12 protein-coding genes are annotated in these 15,438 nt (G+C 69.6%); 5 read left to right on the forward strand and 7 right to left on the reverse strand.

The window, feature by feature from the left end:
• Positions 1 to 20 precede the first annotated feature (20 nt).
• The 3 genes from ACWGJM_RS13910 to ACWGJM_RS13920 are packed head-to-tail and all read right to left on the reverse strand — an operon-like array spanning position 21 to position 3,173.
• Positions 21 to 878 carry a carbohydrate ABC transporter permease gene (locus tag ACWGJM_RS13910; RefSeq protein WP_453411896.1) on the reverse strand — a complete coding sequence of 286 codons (858 nt, stop codon included), beginning with the start codon at positions 876 to 878 and terminating at the stop codon, positions 21 to 23.
• A complete protein-coding gene (locus tag ACWGJM_RS13915; protein ID WP_453412008.1) occupies positions 875 to 1,822 on the reverse strand; it encodes a carbohydrate ABC transporter permease in 948 nt (315 codons plus the stop codon). Before ACWGJM_RS13915 ends, ACWGJM_RS13910 begins: the two co-directional genes overlap by 4 nt.
• Positions 1,823 to 1,838: 16 nt before the next feature.
• Positions 1,839 to 3,173 carry an ABC transporter substrate-binding protein gene (locus ACWGJM_RS13920; protein ID WP_453411897.1) on the reverse strand — a complete coding sequence of 445 codons (1,335 nt, stop codon included), beginning with the start codon at positions 3,171 to 3,173 and terminating at the stop codon, positions 1,839 to 1,841.
• Positions 3,174 to 3,339: 166 nt separating this feature from the next.
• Here ACWGJM_RS13920 and ACWGJM_RS13925 point away from each other — a divergent pair, with 166 nt between their 5' ends.
• The 5 genes from ACWGJM_RS13925 to ACWGJM_RS13945 all read left to right on the forward strand — a co-directional run bounded on the left by ACWGJM_RS13925 (position 3,340) and on the right by ACWGJM_RS13945 (position 8,301).
• Complete coding sequence (locus tag ACWGJM_RS13925; RefSeq protein ID WP_453411898.1) at positions 3,340 to 4,341, forward strand: LacI family DNA-binding transcriptional regulator; 1,002 nt, start codon at positions 3,340 to 3,342, stop codon at positions 4,339 to 4,341.
• Between the two features lie 170 nt (positions 4,342 to 4,511).
• The gene (locus tag ACWGJM_RS13930; RefSeq protein WP_453411899.1) at positions 4,512 to 5,087 is read left to right on the forward strand and encodes a hypothetical protein; all 576 of its coding nucleotides are present in this window, start codon (positions 4,512 to 4,514) and stop codon (positions 5,085 to 5,087) included.
• Between the two features lie 73 nt (positions 5,088 to 5,160).
• Positions 5,161 to 5,862 (forward strand): alpha/beta hydrolase, encoded by a 702-nt coding sequence (locus tag ACWGJM_RS13935; RefSeq protein WP_453411900.1) that lies wholly within the window; start codon positions 5,161 to 5,163, stop codon positions 5,860 to 5,862.
• A gap of 23 nt (positions 5,863 to 5,885) precedes the next feature.
• Positions 5,886 to 7,256, forward strand: a complete 1,371-nt coding sequence (locus tag ACWGJM_RS13940; protein WP_453411901.1) for a carotenoid oxygenase family protein — start codon at positions 5,886 to 5,888, stop codon at positions 7,254 to 7,256.
• A 106-nt stretch (positions 7,257 to 7,362) separates the two neighbouring features.
• Complete coding sequence (locus tag ACWGJM_RS13945; RefSeq protein WP_453411902.1) at positions 7,363 to 8,301, forward strand: RNA polymerase sigma factor; 939 nt, start codon at positions 7,363 to 7,365, stop codon at positions 8,299 to 8,301.
• Positions 8,302 to 8,325: 24 nt separating this feature from the next.
• Here the strand turns inward: ACWGJM_RS13945 and ACWGJM_RS13950 are convergent, their stop codons facing one another.
• The 4 genes from ACWGJM_RS13950 to ACWGJM_RS13965 all read right to left on the reverse strand — a co-directional run bounded on the left by ACWGJM_RS13950 (position 8,326) and on the right by ACWGJM_RS13965 (position 15,417).
• Positions 8,326 to 10,521 carry an alpha-galactosidase gene (locus ACWGJM_RS13950; RefSeq protein ID WP_453411903.1) on the reverse strand — a complete coding sequence of 732 codons (2,196 nt, stop codon included), beginning with the start codon at positions 10,519 to 10,521 and terminating at the stop codon, positions 8,326 to 8,328.
• A 92-nt stretch (positions 10,522 to 10,613) separates the two neighbouring features.
• Positions 10,614 to 11,975: an ABC transporter substrate-binding protein gene (locus ACWGJM_RS13955; RefSeq protein ID WP_453411904.1), complete on the reverse strand. Its 1,362-nt coding sequence runs from the start codon at positions 11,973 to 11,975 to the stop codon at positions 10,614 to 10,616.
• Entirely contained in the window at positions 11,972 to 13,009 is a 1,038-nt protein-coding gene (locus ACWGJM_RS13960; protein WP_453411905.1) for an acetylxylan esterase, read from the reverse strand. The genes ACWGJM_RS13955 and ACWGJM_RS13960 overlap by 4 nt, the downstream gene beginning before the upstream one ends.
• Entirely contained in the window at positions 13,003 to 15,417 is a 2,415-nt protein-coding gene (locus ACWGJM_RS13965; RefSeq protein ID WP_453411906.1) for a glycosyl hydrolase family 95 catalytic domain-containing protein, read from the reverse strand. The genes ACWGJM_RS13960 and ACWGJM_RS13965 overlap by 7 nt, the downstream gene beginning before the upstream one ends.
• Between the last annotated feature and the right edge of the window lie 21 nt (positions 15,418 to 15,438).

Here is a 15,438-nt window from a genome sequence, read left to right on the forward strand (position 1 = left end):
AAGACGCCTTCTGTGCGGGGTCACTTGAGGGAGCCGGCGGCGAGCCCGGTCCGCCAGAACCGCTGGAGGAGGACGAACACGATGATCACGGGAACGATCGACACCAGGGAGCCGGTGATCACGGACTCCTGGAGCAACGGGGCCCGGGCGGTCTGGCCGTTCCACTCGTACAGGCCGAGTGTGATCGGGAACAGCGACTCCTTCTGAAGCATCACCATCGGCAGGAAGAAGTTGTTCCAGATGGTCACGAACTGGAACAGGAAGATGGTCACCAGGGCCGGCGTCATCAGCTTGAAGGCCACCGAGAAGAACGTGCGGAATTCGCCCGCACCGTCCAGCCGCGCCGACTCGATCAGTTCCTGTGGGACGGCGGCGTTGGCGAAGATGCGCGCGAGGTAGACACCGAACGGGCTGACGATGCTGGGCAGGAAGACCGCGAGGTAGGTGTTGACGAGCCCGGTCGCCGAGAACAGCAGGAACAGCGGCAGGGCGAGCGCGGTGGTGGGCACGAGGACACCGCCGAGGATCACGGAGAACAGGAACTCGCGGCCGCGGAACCGGAACTTGGCGAGGGCGTAGCCGCACAGCGCGGACACCAGGGTCCCCACGGCTGCGCCGAGCACCGCGTAGATCACCGTGTTCAGCGCCCACCGCCCGAAAATGCCGTCGCTGCGGGTGAACAGGACGCGCAGGTTCTCGAACAGGTTGAAGTGCGAGAACACCAGCCCGTTGGTGGCGGCGAGGTCGCCCTGCGGCTTCGTCGCCGCGACGACCAGGAAGTAGACCGGCAGCAGGAAGTAGACGGCCAGCAGAAGCATCAGGGCCGTGGCGGCCGTACGGCTGCCCTTGCTTTCACGGATGACGGATGGGTTGCTCACAGTCCGGCCTTCTTCGAGGTCAGTCGCATGAACCCGAAGCTCAAGACGAAGGTGATGACGGCGATGACCACGGAAATGGCCGCGGCCTGCTGGTAGTTGTTCCCGGAGGCCACCGTGTACGCCAGCATGTTCGGGGTGAACGTGCTGGAGATGTTCGAGGAGATCTGACGCAGCACGGCCGGTTCGGCGTACAGCTGAAGTGTGCCGATGATCGAGAACACCGTGGTCAGGACGATCGACGGGGCGATGATCGGGACCTTGACCCGCCAGGCGATCGTCCAGTTGTTCGCGCCGTCGATCTTCGCGGCCTCGTACAGCTCCTGTGGGATCGACTGGAGCGCCGAGAACATGATCAGCATGTTGTAGCCGGTCCACAGCCAGGTGGAGACGTTCGCGGCCGACCACAGCACCGCGCCCGGGCCGAGGAAGTCGGGCTTGAGGCCGAGGCCGGTCAACAGGTCGACGACGGGGCTGAGTTGCGGCGAGTAGAGGTACGACCACATGATCGCGGCGATGACACCGGGTACCGCGTACGGCATGAACGCGGTGATGCGGAAGAAGCCCTTGATCTTCAGCAGGGGAGTGTCCAGCAGCAGCGCCATGATCAGGGCGACGAACAACATGACCGGTACCTGCACGATGCCGAACAGCCCGATGCGCCCGATGCTGGCCCAGAACTCGCTGTTCTGGAACACCTGCACGTACTGCTCGAAACCGCCGAAGGTCGTGTACGACGTCCCGTACTGGCCTCCGGTGCGGCGTACGACGCGGAAGCTCTGCCAGAGCGCGTAGCCGACCGGCGCCAGGTAGAACAGCGCGAACGGGAGGCAGAACGGGGTGAGGAACGCGAGGACGGTGGCCGCGCGGGGGCCGCCGCCGTCGAGACGGCGGCGGCCGCGGGGCGACTCCACCACACGGGTGGCGCGGGTCGCGCGGGTCGTGATGTCGGTCATGCTGCGGTCACTTGCCCGCCGCGGCCGGGATCGCCTGGTCCTTCATGGACTTCCGCGCGGTCGCCTGGGCCTTCGAGAGCGCGTCGTCGAGCGTGCCGTCGCCGGCGGCCGCCTTGGCCATCGCGTCCTGGAGCGCCAGGTTCACCGTCTTCTGGGTGGGGCCCCAGGCGAAGTCGGTGTCTATCTTCTTGGACGAGTCGGCGAAGACGTCGAAGATCTTCTCGTTGTCGTAGTACGGAACGCCCTGCTTCAGCGCGGGAAGTTCCAGGCCGGCGTTGGCGGCCGGGTAGAGCCCGCCCAGCTCGTTCTCCATCTTCAGCGCCTCCGGGTCGGTGTTCAGCCAGGTGTTGAACTTCACCGACTCGTACAGGTGCTTGCTGCCCTTCATGAACGCGACGGTCGATCCGCCCCAGTCACCGGACGCACCGTTCGCGCCCCACGTCGGCATCGGGACGACCGTCCACTTGCCGGCCTGCTTGGGGAGGTTGTCGCGGAACATGCTGTAGCCCCAGGCGGCGCCGACGTAGCTGGCGATCTGGTTCTTCTGGTACGCGGCGTACATCTGCGTCGAACCGTTGGCCAGGTCGGTGCGCACGAGCTTGTCGGAGATCAGCTTCTGCCAGTACTCCGCGACCTGCTTGCTCTGCTCCGACTCGACGGTGACGTGCCACTTGTCGCCGGAGTAGCCGTACATCTTGGCGCTGTTCTGCCAGAGGAGCCCGTTGAACCACTCGGCATTGTTCGGGTCGAAGAAGGTGATGGTGAGGCCGGAGTCCGACTTGTGCAGCTTCTGCGCGGCCGCCGCGTACTCGTCCCAGGTCTTGGGGATCGCGATGCCGTGCTTCTTGAAGATGTCGCTGCGCACGAAGAGGGCCATCGGGCCGGTGTCCTGCGGGAGGGCGAACACGCCGGTGTCGCCGAAGCTGGTCTGCGACCAGGTCCACGGTACGAACTTCGACTTGGCCGCGGTGGCCGCCGAGCAGGCCGAGGCGTTCACGAAGGCGCTCTGGGTGCGCAGGTTGGGGAGCTCGTCGTAGCCGACCTGCGCGAGGTCCGGTGCCTTCCCCGCCTTGAGGGCGTTGCCGAGGATGCCGTACTGGTCGTTGGAGATGTTCTTCGTCTGCACCTGGATGTTCGGGTTCTGCTTGTTCCACAGGGCGACGACCTTGTCCATGCCGGGAACGGTGTTCCAGTACTGGAGAGTTACCTTGCCCTTCGCGGGCGAGCAGGCCGGTGCGGATGCCTTGTCCGACGAGGCGGGCGAGGAGCACCCGGCGAGTACGGCGATACCGGTTGCCGCGGCGAGGGCTGCGACGCGAGTGCGCGTGACTGTGTTGCTCATGTTTTCCGATCCCGGGAAACGACTTGCGGCGGATGCTGGGCGGCTTGGAACACGAGGCCGTGAGCGGTAACGTGAGCGCTCACGGGAGCGAAGTGATTCGGAGTCTGCGCCTGGGCGCGGACGAGTGTCAAGGCTCTGGAGTCACACCCATAAGTGGAGGTGAGCGATGGCGTCGTCGGTGACCGGCCCTCGCAGGGTGACGATCGAGGACGTGGCCCGGGCCGCCGGAGTGTCCCGGCAAACCGTGTCGCGGGCGCTCAACGACAAGGGCGAGATCGACGCCTCCACCAAGCAGCGTGTCCTCGACGCCGCCCTCGAACTGGGCTACCGGCCGAGCCGGTTCGCCAGGGGACTCGTCCGGCAGGACACGATCAGCGTCGGGCTCGTGATCCCCGATCTGCTCAACCCGTTCTTCACCGAAGTCGCCGCCGCCGCGCTGGACGCGGCGCGGGCGCGTGGCTGGCACGTCGTCGTGTACGACACCGGTGATCGCATCGAGGAGGAGCGGGGCACGCTCGAGGTCATCGCCTCCCAGGTGGACGCCGTGGTGGGTTACCTGAGCCGGCCGGAGGACGAGATCGACAGGCTGACCCGGGGGCTCCCCGTGGTGCTCATCGACCGGGAGCACCACGCCGAGCGGTTCAGTGCGATCCGGATCGACGGCGAAGCGGGCGTGCACGCCGCGATCAGACATCTGGTCGAGTCGGGCCACCGGCGCATCGGCATGCTCGATCACGCGGCCCGGTCCGAGCCGAGCATCCGCCACAGCTGGTTCCTCGGCGCGATGACCGCCTGCGGTCTCGACGCCGGATCGGTCAGCCGTGCGGACCAGAGCGTCGAGGGCGGCGAGAACGCACTGGAGGAACTCGTCGCCGCCCACCCCGAGGTGACCGCCGTGTTCGCGTTCAACGACATCATCGCCATCGGAGCACTGCGCGCCGCGCGCCGGCTCGGACGGCAGGTCCCCCGGGACCTCGCCGTGATCGGCTTCGACGGCCTCCGGCTCGGAACCCTCGTCGAGCCGCCGCTGTCCACCGTGGCTCTGGACACGCGTGCGCTGGGTGCGCTCGCCGTCGAACAGACCGCCCGGCTGCTGACCGGAAGCGGTCCGCTCAGTCGCGACGAACTGGTGGTCGGGGCTGAACTGCTGCTGCGCGAATCGGCGTAGGCGGCGACGGGAAACCGTCGCCGTCGCCGCTCGATAAGTGTGTGACGAGCGTCACGGTCCTTGGTGCGAACTTCGGTCATCGCCATGCATCTAGTCGGAGTCTGTCACTGGGCGGCTCCGGAGGATCAGGTTTCCGCGGCCACCCATTCCACTTCACCAAGGAATGCTCAATGGGTTATCTGCGCGGATTCATCCCCTGGATCGTCTCCGGCGTCGTGTCGTCCTTCGACTGGCGCTGGGGCGCGACAGGAGGTCTCGTCTCGGGGCTGCTGCTCCTGTTGCAGGACCGCCGTCGCGGGGTGGACCTGGACGCTCTGATCCTGGAGATCAGCACCATCGTGTACTTCGTCGTGGTCGGCACGGTGGCCGTCGCCGACCCGCACTCGGGCCTGGCGGACCACACCGACGTCCTCTCCTTCGCCTGGCTGGCCGTCACGGCCTGGGGGACCCTGGCGATCCGTCGCCCCTTCACGCTGGGCATCGCCAAGCGCCAGACACCCCGCGAGTACTGGGGCATGCCGGAGTTCATCCGGGTCAACAACCACATCACCAGTGCCTGGGGCGCCGGCTTCACCTTCATCGGCGTCAGCCTGGCCGTCGCAGGCGCGGTGGACGCCCCGGTCTGGGTGGGCATCGCAGCCCATGTCGCGGGCCTGGCCGGCCCCGCCGTCTTCACGAAGGTGTACCCCGAGCGGGCCCAGCGGCGCCTTCAGCAGGCCCAGGGCCTGACGTCCGTACCCCAGTAGCCCTGCCCCCTCCTGTGCGACTTCCGCGAGCTCGCACGGCCAAGGACTCACAGTACGAAGGAGCCGGCACATCATGAACACCATCCCCGAAGCAAAGAACGTCGTTCTCGTCCACGGCGGATTCGTCGACGGATCGGGCTGGAAGGGGGTCTACGACCTGCTGCGTGCGGACGGCTACACCGTCACCGTCGTGCAGAATCCCACCCTCTCGCTGGCAGGCGACGTCGCCGCGACGAAGCTGGTCCTCGACGCCCAGGACGGCCCGACCGTACTGGTCGGGCACTCCTACGGCGGCGCGGTGATCTCCGAGGCGGGCAACCACGACAAGGTGACCGCGCTCGTGTACATCGCGGCGTTCGCGCCCGACAAGGGCGAGTCCGTTCTGACCCTCACCTCCAACCCGGCGCCCGGCGCTCCCGTCCCGCCGATCCTGCCCCCCAGCGAAGGGTTCCTCTTCCTGGACAAGGAGAAGTTCGCCGCGTCCTTCGCCGGGGACCTGCCCGTCGGCGAAGCCCAGTTCCTGGCCGACGCCCAGGTGCCCTGGGGCATGGAGGCCCTGGAGGGGACGGTCACCCGGCCCGCCTGGCGCAGCAAGCCGAGCTTCTACCTGGTCGCCACCGACGACCGCATGATCCCGCCGCCGGTCCAGCGCACCATGGCCGAGCGGGCCGGCGCGACGGTGGCCGAGACCGGCGGCAGCCACGCCGTGTACGTGTCCGAGCCCGGCGAGGTCGCCGCGCTCGTCACGAAGGCCGCTTCGGGAGCCACCGCGTGAGCGACCCGGGCAAGGAAAGCACCATGACCGAAGAGACGACTCTCCCCCTGTACCTCCGGGGCCGCTTCGCCCCGGTCCCCGAGGAGCACTGCGCGTCCGGTCTCACCGTGCGCGGCTCCCTTCCGCCGGAGCTGGACGGCCGCTATCTGCGCAACGGCCCCAACCCGCTGCCCGGCGAGGACAAGGGCCACTGGTTCACCGGCCCCGGCATGCTCCACGGCATCCGGCTGCGCGACGGGCGCGCCGAGTGGTACCGCAACCGGTGGGTCCGCACCAGGGAGTTGGAGGGACATCCCTTCATCCGCGAGGACCTCACCGTCGACCTGGCCGCGACGCCCGCCAACACGCACGTGATCCGGCACGCCGACCTTGTGCTGGCCCTGTGCGAGGCCGGCCTTCCCTACTGGGTCACCCCGTCACTGGAGACGGTCGGACCGTACGACTTCGAGGGACGGCTGACCACGTCGATGACCGCCCACCCCAAGGAGGACCCGGTCACCGGCGAACTACACCTGTTCGGGACCGGTTTCGCCCCGCCCTACCTCACCTACCACCGGGTCACCGCCGAGGGACGACTGCTCGACAGCCGGCCGATCGAGGTGCCGGGCACGACGATGATGCACGACTTCGCCATCACCGAGCACCACATCGTCTGGATGGACCTGCCCGTCGTGTTCGCCCCCGGACTGGCCGGACACGGCGGCATGCCCTACGGGTGGGACGAAGGGTACGGCGCACGGCTCGGCATCATGTCCCGCACGCCCGGCAGCACCGATGTGCGCTGGTACGAGATCGACCCCTGCTACGTCTTCCACGTCGGCAACGCCTACGAGGACACACAGGGACGCATCGTGCTGGACGCGGTGCGCTACGACCACCTCGGCTTCCGGCACGCCTGGGGCGACATCGGCGGGCCCAACGGCCCGAACGGCCCGGCCGGCGTGCTGGAGCCCGGCCACTCCGAGGCACCCGCCGTCCTGCACCGCTGGACCCTGGACCCGGCCATCGGCCGCGTCACCGAGTGCGAACTGGACGACCGCGCCGCCGAGTTCCCCACGCACAACGAGACCCTCACCGGGCGCGAGAACCGCTACCTGTACACGGTGTCCGGTGACGGCATCGCCAAGCACGACCTCACGCGCCGGACCAGTCACGTCCATGAGACGCCCGGCAGCCGCCATGCCGGCGAGGCGGTCTTCGTACCGGCGGCGGACGGCACCGGCGAGGACGAGGGCTGGCTCCTGTCGCTCATCTCGAACGACGACGGTGAGGCCGGGGAACTGCTCGTCCTCGACGCCGCGGAACTCTCCGTCCAAGCAGTGGTGGAACTGCCGTATTCCGTCCCGGCCGGCTTCCACGGCAGCTGGCTGCCGGAACGCGCCGACGACGCCTAGAGGATAGTTTTCCCAAAGGTACGCCGGGGTCCTCCCCGGCGTACCTTCCTCTCTGCGAGAGTCCCCCCACACGGTTCGCGATGCGTGGCACGGAGGCGTTCCAACCATGGTGTCCCCCGTTCCTCCCACGGATGAGGAACTCACCCGCAGGGCCCAGTCCGGTGAGACTGCGGCCCTCGGGCTGTTGCTGGCCCGCCATCAGGCACCGATGCGGGCCGTGGCGCTGAGCCTGCTCGGCTACGGCCCCGACGCGGAGGACGCGGTGCAGGACGCCGCGCTGACCGCGCTTCAGCGCATCGGCGATGTACGCGATCCAGCGGCCGTGGGAGCGTGGCTGCGGGCGATCGTGCGCAACACCTCCCGCATGCGCCTGCGCGCCACTCGGGAGACGCCCGGCCTGGACGGTCTCGACGGCCGTCACCTGCGCGACCAGGGGGCGTCGCACCCGGAGCAGTGCATCGAGCAGCACGCGATGCGGGACTGGATCTGGCACGCGGTGGAGGCGCTGCCCCCGCATCTCCGGCTGGTCACGATGCTCCGCCACTTCAGCGGCATCAGGTCCTACCAGGAGATCGCCGCCGCCTGCGAGATACCGGTCGGCACGGTACGCAGCCGCCTGAACCAGGCCAAGGGAAAGATGGCTCAGGCACTGCTGTCGACGGCCACGCACGCGCACGACGACGTCTCGGTTCTCACCGAGGACAGCCGGCACGAGGCCGTGGCGACCTTGGAGGCGTCCGAGCGCGGCCCGCTGCCCCAGGACATATCCGAGTTGTGGCCGAAGGAGAGCAAACTCGTCGGCCGGCTCAGCACGCCCGGGGAACACACCCATCCCACCCCCGTCCTGCGACAGACCCTGGAAAAGGGCGTGCGTCATAACCTGCGGCACGTGGTGGCCAGCCGCGACATCACCATCTGGGAAATGAATCTCACCAACCCCGTCGGCACCACCGACCCCTGTCCGTCGACCCTCGCCTGGCTCATGTTCCGCGAGAAGAGAAGAGTCAGGGAACTCCGGCTGATCTGGCCCGAGCCGCCGCGGTGAGCCGCATGGACGGGGACGGTCCCGTCAGGTCCGGTCCGTTGTGTCACGGCGTCGCAGTTCGAGCAGCAGGGCCTGCTCGGGGTTCAGATTCGGCATGGGCAGGCCTGCGACCGTGAGGACCGAGCCGGGCAGGGTCAGCCGGCCGTCGAGCGCTGCGGACAGCCAGGCGGGGCCGGATGTCTGGTGGAAGGACGGCAGGCCCAGCTCGGTGCGCACCCGCACCCGATAGGTCGCCTCGTGAGCGAGACCGGGCAGCTGTACTCGCCCGTACTGGCCCTCGGGCGAGGTGGCCACCCGGGCCCAGCAGTAGAGCGCCGCCGACTGGTCCTCGGCCACGACTCCGTACAGCAGCGTCGACTCGCCGGCGAGGTCGGCGCGGACGGTACGGCCGCCGTGGAGCAGGGGACGCAGTTCGCGGTGGAGCGCGGTCCAGGCGGTGAGCCGGGCGAGTTCCTCGGAGGAACAGCGGGTGAGGTCCTGCTCGATGCCGGCGTGCCCGAACAGGGCGGTGGTCAGCCGCAGCATGTCGGAGCTGACACGGGCGGTCGTGTGACTGGTGCCGGGGCCCACGTGGGTGCCGATCAGTTCGGGCGGCAGCAGTTGTGCGGTCCAGCGCTGGATGGCCTGGCGCTCCACCGGGTCGTTGCAGTCCGAGGCCCATATCCGGTCGGTGTGCGCCAGGATGCCCAGGTCCACCCGGCCGCCCCCGGCGGCGCAGCTCTCGATCTCGAGCGCGGGGTGACGTTGCTTGAGGGCGTCGATCAGGCGATAGAGGGCGCGTACCTGTGCGTGCGCCACGGGGCGGTCGGTCGTGCCGTGCACGGTCTCGTGGAGTTCCCGGTTGTGGTCCCACTTGAGGTAGGCGATGCCGTACTTGTCCACCAGGGCGTCGAGTGAGTTCAGCAGGTAGTCCCAGGCATCGGGGTTGGACAGATCCAGTACGTGCTGATGACGGGCGGACGGGCCGATCCCGCGGGCCGGGCCGAGCACCCAGTCGGGATGGTCGCGGGCCAGATCGGAGTCGAGGTTGACCATCTCCGGTTCGACCCACAGCCCGAACTCCATGCCCAGCGACCGCACATGGTCCACCAGCGGGGTCAGCCCCTCGGGCCACACCACGGGGTCGACGGTCCAGTCTCCCAGCCCGGCGTCGTCCGAGCGGCGCCCGCGAAACCAGCCGTCGTCCAGCACGAAGCGCTCGACACCGACCTCGGCGGCCTTGTCGGCCAGCCGCAGCAGCCGGTCCAGGTCGTGGTCGAAGTACACCGCCTCCCAGCTGTTGAGGATGACCGGGCGGGGACGGCGCGGGTGGGTGGGCCGGGCCCGCAGCAGGGCGTGGAAGCGGTCGGCGAGGCCGTCGAGCCCCTGGTCGGACCAGCCGAAGTGACACACCGGCGTGGTGTAGGACTCGCCGGGACGGAGCCGGATCTCCCCGGCCCGCAACAGTTCGCCGCCGCCCAGCACCGCGGCGTGGGCTCCGGCGCCCTCCGGCAACTGCTCGACCAGATACCGCTGGTCGCCGCTCCAGGCCACGTGCACGGCCCAGACCTCCCCGGTACGGAAGCCGAACCCGGGCACGCCGACCGTCACGAGGTAGGGCGAGTCCAGGCCGGGCTTTCCCCGGCGAACCTCCCGGTTGTGGGTGCCGAAGCCCAGCGGGCGCCGTTGGGGGGAGCGTTCCCGGCTCCATTTGCCGGTGAAGTCCAGGATCTCCGCGGCCCGCCGGGGCAGCGGCAGCATCGTCGTGACCTGCGCCAGGTCGTACGGTGCCGGGTCGGCGTCCGGTCGGCGGCCGACCGTCGTCCGCACGCCCAGCACCCCGGAGGGCTCCAGCACGTGGGTGACGGTGATGTCCAGGCCGGCTCCGGGGTCGGTGAGACGCAGGGACAGCTCCCCGCCCTCGGCCTGCGGGCGGTACGAGGTCTCGGCCAGGCTCAGCCTGGGCGCGGTGAAGGCGCCGGCCAGATGACCCTCGTGGGCCGGTGTGCCGGACCAGCCGTCCGCCTCGGTGGGCCAGACGGTGAACCGGCGCGGGATGTCGATGGAGTTGTTGAGCACGGCGGGTTCGCCGGTCAGGGCGAGCGCCGCCAGGGCGTCCTGCGACAGGTCGCCCGGATCGGCCCCCCAGTGCAGGACTCTGGGCACCGGCTCGGTGAGCTCCACGACGAGTGCGGTGCCTGCCGCGCGCAGGATGTGGATCCGCGCCGTGGTGTCCGACATGCAGAGTCCTTTCCTTTCGCCCGGCCCGCCGGACGGACCCGGTTCAGGCGGGCCCGTCCGGCGGACCGGGCTGGGGTTGCGGAGGGGCAGGGTCACTTCTTGGCGAGCAGTTGCTTGCTCTGATTCTGCATCTCGGTGAAGACGGAGTTGTTCTTCTGGCCGGCGAAGTAGGCCTGGAACAGGGGCTGAAGCGTGTCCTGGAGGGCGGCGCCGTTGCCGTAGACGGGGGCCGGGTAGAGGACCTTGTCCTTCATCATGTCCGTGAAGACGGACAGGTTCACGCCCGTCTTGGCCAGCGCCTTGGCCGAGGCGTCCATGGCGGCCGGGATCGACGGGAAGAAGGTGCCGGTCAGCGACGCCTTGGACTGGCAGGCCTCGCTGCCCATGTACGAGACCCACTTCCACGCCAGGTCGGGGTTCTTGGTGCCGGCCCAGATGTTGTTCCCGTTGGAGTTGCTCAGCACGGCCCGGGTCTTGCCGTCGGGGCCGTAGGGGGTGGGAGCGATGCCGACCTTGAGGCCGGGGATCTTCACGAAGGTCGCGGCCTCCCACGAACCGGCGGTCTCCATGGCGACCTTGCCGGAGGAGAGCAGGTCGACGTCACTGACGCTGTCGGTGAACTGCCCGATCTTGGGCGCGTAGCCCTTGTCGGTCAGGGAGCGGATCCAGTCCATGGTCTTCACGAACCGCGGGTCGCTGTAGTTGAACACCGTCGGCCAGGTGGGCTTGTCGGGCAGACGCCAGCCCGTGGTGTTCACCAGCGGACTCCAGGTGAACTGGCCGGTGAAGTCCTTGGACGCGATCTGCCCGTACCCGTAGGTCTTGACGTGGGACTTGTCGAAGGCCTTCTCGTCGCCGCGGCGTCCCTTTGTGTCGATCGTCAGGTGGGCGATCATCTTGCCCAGCGTGCCGCCGTTGTCGGGGTTCCAGTTCAGCGAGTCGACGTCCTTCTCGGTGTACCCGGCCTTCTTCAGGGCGTCCTCGTTGAAGTAGACGCCGGTCGCCGCCCAGTCCAGGGGCAGGGCGTACTGCTTGCCGTCGGTGTACTTCCAGGCGCCCACGCCGACCGAGAACCGGGACAGGTCGAACTTGTCCTTGGCGATGAAGTCGTCCATCGCCAGCAACTGGTGCTGGGAGGCGTACGCCTGGAAGAACTGGACGCTGTTCTGGAAGGCGTCCGGTGCGTTGCCGGCCACGAACCCGGCGGTCAGCTTGGTGAAGTAGTCGTTCACGTTGTACTGCGTGATCTTCACCTGGACGCCGGGGTTGGCCTTCTCGAAGTCCGTGGCGCACACCTTGTACGCGGCGGCCTGCTTGTCGTCCCAGGTCCACCAGTTGACGGCCTTGGAGGAACCACCGCCGGAGGAGGAGCCGTTGCAGGCGGAGAGGACCGCCGCCAGGGTGAGCGTGGCACCCAGGGCCACCGTCTTTCGAACTCCCTTGATTCTTCTCATCGTTCCTTCTTTCGGGATGACGCGGTGGGTGCGGGGGACGGCAGCACCGCCGGATGGGACGACGTCTTGAGCAGCGCGCCGAACGCGCTGAGAGCGATGGCCAGGTCTTCGGGACCGCCGGCGTCGTGGCCGTTGAACTCCCACAGGCGCAGTTCCTTGGGGCCGGCGTACGCGTGGTACGCGGCGATGGCGGTGACCGGCGGGCAGACCTCGTCGCGCAGCCCGGCGGAGAACCAGGCCGGGGCGGTCGCACGGCGGGCGAAAGCGAGCCCGTCGAAGTAGCTCAGGGTGTCGAAGGTCTGCTCCACCCGGTCCCGGCGGGCGGCCAGATAGCCGACGATCTCGGCGTAGGGATCCGCGTCGGCGAGGCGGGTGGCCTGCCGGATGTCGCACAGGAACGGCGCCTGGAAGTGCGCGGCCCCCAGGCCCGGGACCAGTCCGGCGACCGCGAGGGCGATGCCGCCGCCCTGGCTGGGACCGACGACGGCGACCCTGGCCGGGTCGACGAGGTCGGTGCGGCCGCGCAGGGCCTCGACGGCGCGTACGGCGTCGGTGAACACCCGCCGGTAGACGTAGGTGTCCTTGTCCTCGATGCCGCGGGTGAGGAAGCCGGGATGGGCGGGCCCGCTGCCGACCGGGTCGGGCGTGGCGCCCCCGCCGGCCCAGGCGCCGCCCTGCCCACGGGCGTCCACCAGCAGGTGGGCGTATCCGGCGGACGCCCACAGCAGATCCTCGACGGGAGCGCCGCGCCCGCTGCCGTAGCCGTGGAACTGGACGACGGCGGGCAGCGGTCCGGTCCGGTGCCGGGGAACCCGGAGCCAACCGTGGACCGGGTGGCCGCCGAAGCCGGGGAAGGCGGCGTCGAACACGTCGACCGTCTCCAAGCCGGTGGCGACCTCCGTCAGCTCCAGCGCGGCCTCCTGCCGGGCGCGGGTCTCGGCGAGCGTGCCCTTCCAGAAGGCGTCGAAGTCGGCGGGCTCCCGGTAGGCGCTGCGGTAGGCGAACAGCTCGGGGACGTCCTGCTCGGTCAGCATGGCACGGCCTCCCCTCGGGGCCGCAGCTCGGCGTCGAGCTCGACCTGGTGGCCGACCGGGAGACGTATCTCGCTCACGCGGTCGTGGTGACGGATCCGGACGGCCTCCTCGGCGTCACCGGCGAGCCTGCGCACGGTCACCCTCGTCGGGGTGCCGTCGGCCCAGGTGAAGTCGACCGCGAGGCCGCCACGGCAGCGCAGGTCCGTGGCCTCGCCGTCCGGCCACTGCGCGGGCAGGGCCGGCAGCAGGTGCAGGGTGCCGGTGTGGCTCTGGAGCACCATCTCGGCGATGGCGGCCATGAAGCCGTAGTTGCCGTCGATCTGGAAGGGCGGGTGGGTGGAGAAGAGGTTGGGCAGCAGCCCGCCCCACCGGGAGCCGTCTACGGGGGCGTCGACCGCGGAGTCGCCGTCGAGCGGCCGGGCGGCCTCCAGCAGGAGTGAGCGTGCCGACGCGGCGTCGTGCAGCCGTGCCCGCAGGGCGATCTTCCAGGCCCACGACCATCCCATGGCGCCGGGACCTCGACGGTCCATCGACTTCCGTGCGGCATCGGCCAGTTCGGGCGTGGTGCCGGGATCGATGAGACCGAGGGGGTGTACGGCGACCAGGTGGGAGACATGACGGTGGTGCGGGTCGGCCTCGGTCAGGTCCTCGGCCCACTCCTGCAACCGGCCTTCCGCCGATATCCGCAGCGGGCGCAGGCGGGGCAGCGCGGTGCGTATCTCGTCGGCGAGCGGCATGTCCAGACCCAGCAACTCGACTGCCCTGAGAGCCCGTTCGAAGGTTGCCCGGGTCAGTGCCAGGTCCATCGCCGAGGAGCGGGTCAGGGACCTCGGAGTGCCGTCGACGAGGAAGAGGTTCTCGGGGGAGGTGGACGGCAGGGTGTCCAGGAAGCCCGTGCCGTCGTCGACGAGCCAGTCGAGGAGGAACTCGGCGCAGCCGCTGAGCAGCGGCCACGCCCGCTCGCGCAGGAAACCGAGGTCGCGGGTGAACTCGTAGTGGTCCCACAAGTGCTGGGACAGCCAGGCGCCTCCCATCATCCACAGCGCCCACGAGGGGTTGCCGTGACCCATGCCGACCGGCAGCGCCCATCCCCACGGGTCGGTGTTGTGGTGTGCCACCCAGCCTCGGGCACCGTACAACTCCCGTGCCACCGGGGATCCTTGGGTGGCCACACGGTCGAGCAGGTCGAACAGGGGCTCGTGGCAGGAACTCAGACCGGCCGTTTCTGCGCCCCAGTAGTTCATCTGCGTGTTGATGTTGATGGTGTAGTTGGACGACCAGGCGGGGCGCAGGTCGGCGTTCCAGATGCCCTGGAGGTTGGCCGGGGGGCCGGCGTGCGGGCGGGACGCGGTGGCCAGGAGAAGGCGGCCGAGCTGGAACAACGTGGTGGCGGTCAGGAGTTCGTCGTTGCCGCCGAGGATGTCGCGGGCCACGTCGTAGGTGCCGGAGCGGCGCGGTCCGATGCGCAGGGAGGTGCCGCCGAGCAGGCCGCGCACGTCGGCCTCGTGGTTCTCGAGCAGGCGGTCGGCGCCCTGCACGATGGCCCGCTCGGCGGTGTGGCTCGCGGTGGACAGGTGGGTGGCGCGGTCCGCGGTGCGCTCCCCGCGCCAGTGGCGGTCGGCGTCGGTGGAGCTGGCGAGGGTGATCAGGACGTGGGAGGCGTCGGCGACGAGCAGGCTTCCGTGGGCCACGCTCACCTCGCCGTCGGTGTGCAGGGCGAGGGAGAGGGCGCCGAAGGGGTCGTAGCCGTCGAGCGGACCGTCGGCGTAGCGCAGGGGTTCGGCGACACCGGGCTCGTGGGCGGGCGCGCCGTCCACCGGTATCTCCATCCCCAGGGTGAGGCTGCTCGATGTGGCCGAGCGGTGGACCTCGCGCAGTGGGGTGGACAGATCGACGGCCAGGTCCACGGCGCCGTCGGCCACGTCCAGCGTCGCGCACAGGGTGCCGGTGACGGCGTCTGCCCAGACCCGGCGGTGGACCGCGGCCGTGCCGAGGCCGAAGCTGTCCTCGGCCACGGCGGTGTCGAGGTTGAGGGTCCTGCCGTGGTAGCCGGCCTCCTTTCCGCCGGTCACGGTCAGGTACAGGTCGGCGTAGGGGAGGTACTCCTGGCTGTAGGGCCCCTCGAAGGTCATCAGCAGTGCCTCGGCCCGGTCCTGGTCGCCGGCGCGGAGAGCGGCGCGGACCTCTTCGAGCCGCTGCGGGCCGGCGCCCGCCGCGCGGACCGCGGCGAGGGCGGCGGCCGGGCCGCCGGGGGTGCCGGACCACACGGTGGAGTCGTTGATCTGGATACGGGACCGGCCGGGGCCGCCGAAGACCATCGCGCCGACCCGGCCGTTGCCGACGGGGGCGGCCTCGGCCCAGGTGGCCGCGGGCGCGGGCCACTTCAGCACCAGGTCGCTGGGAGGCATGGCTGTGCCCTCCGATCGTGC

Source organism: Streptomyces sp. NPDC054834, assembly GCF_053611185.1.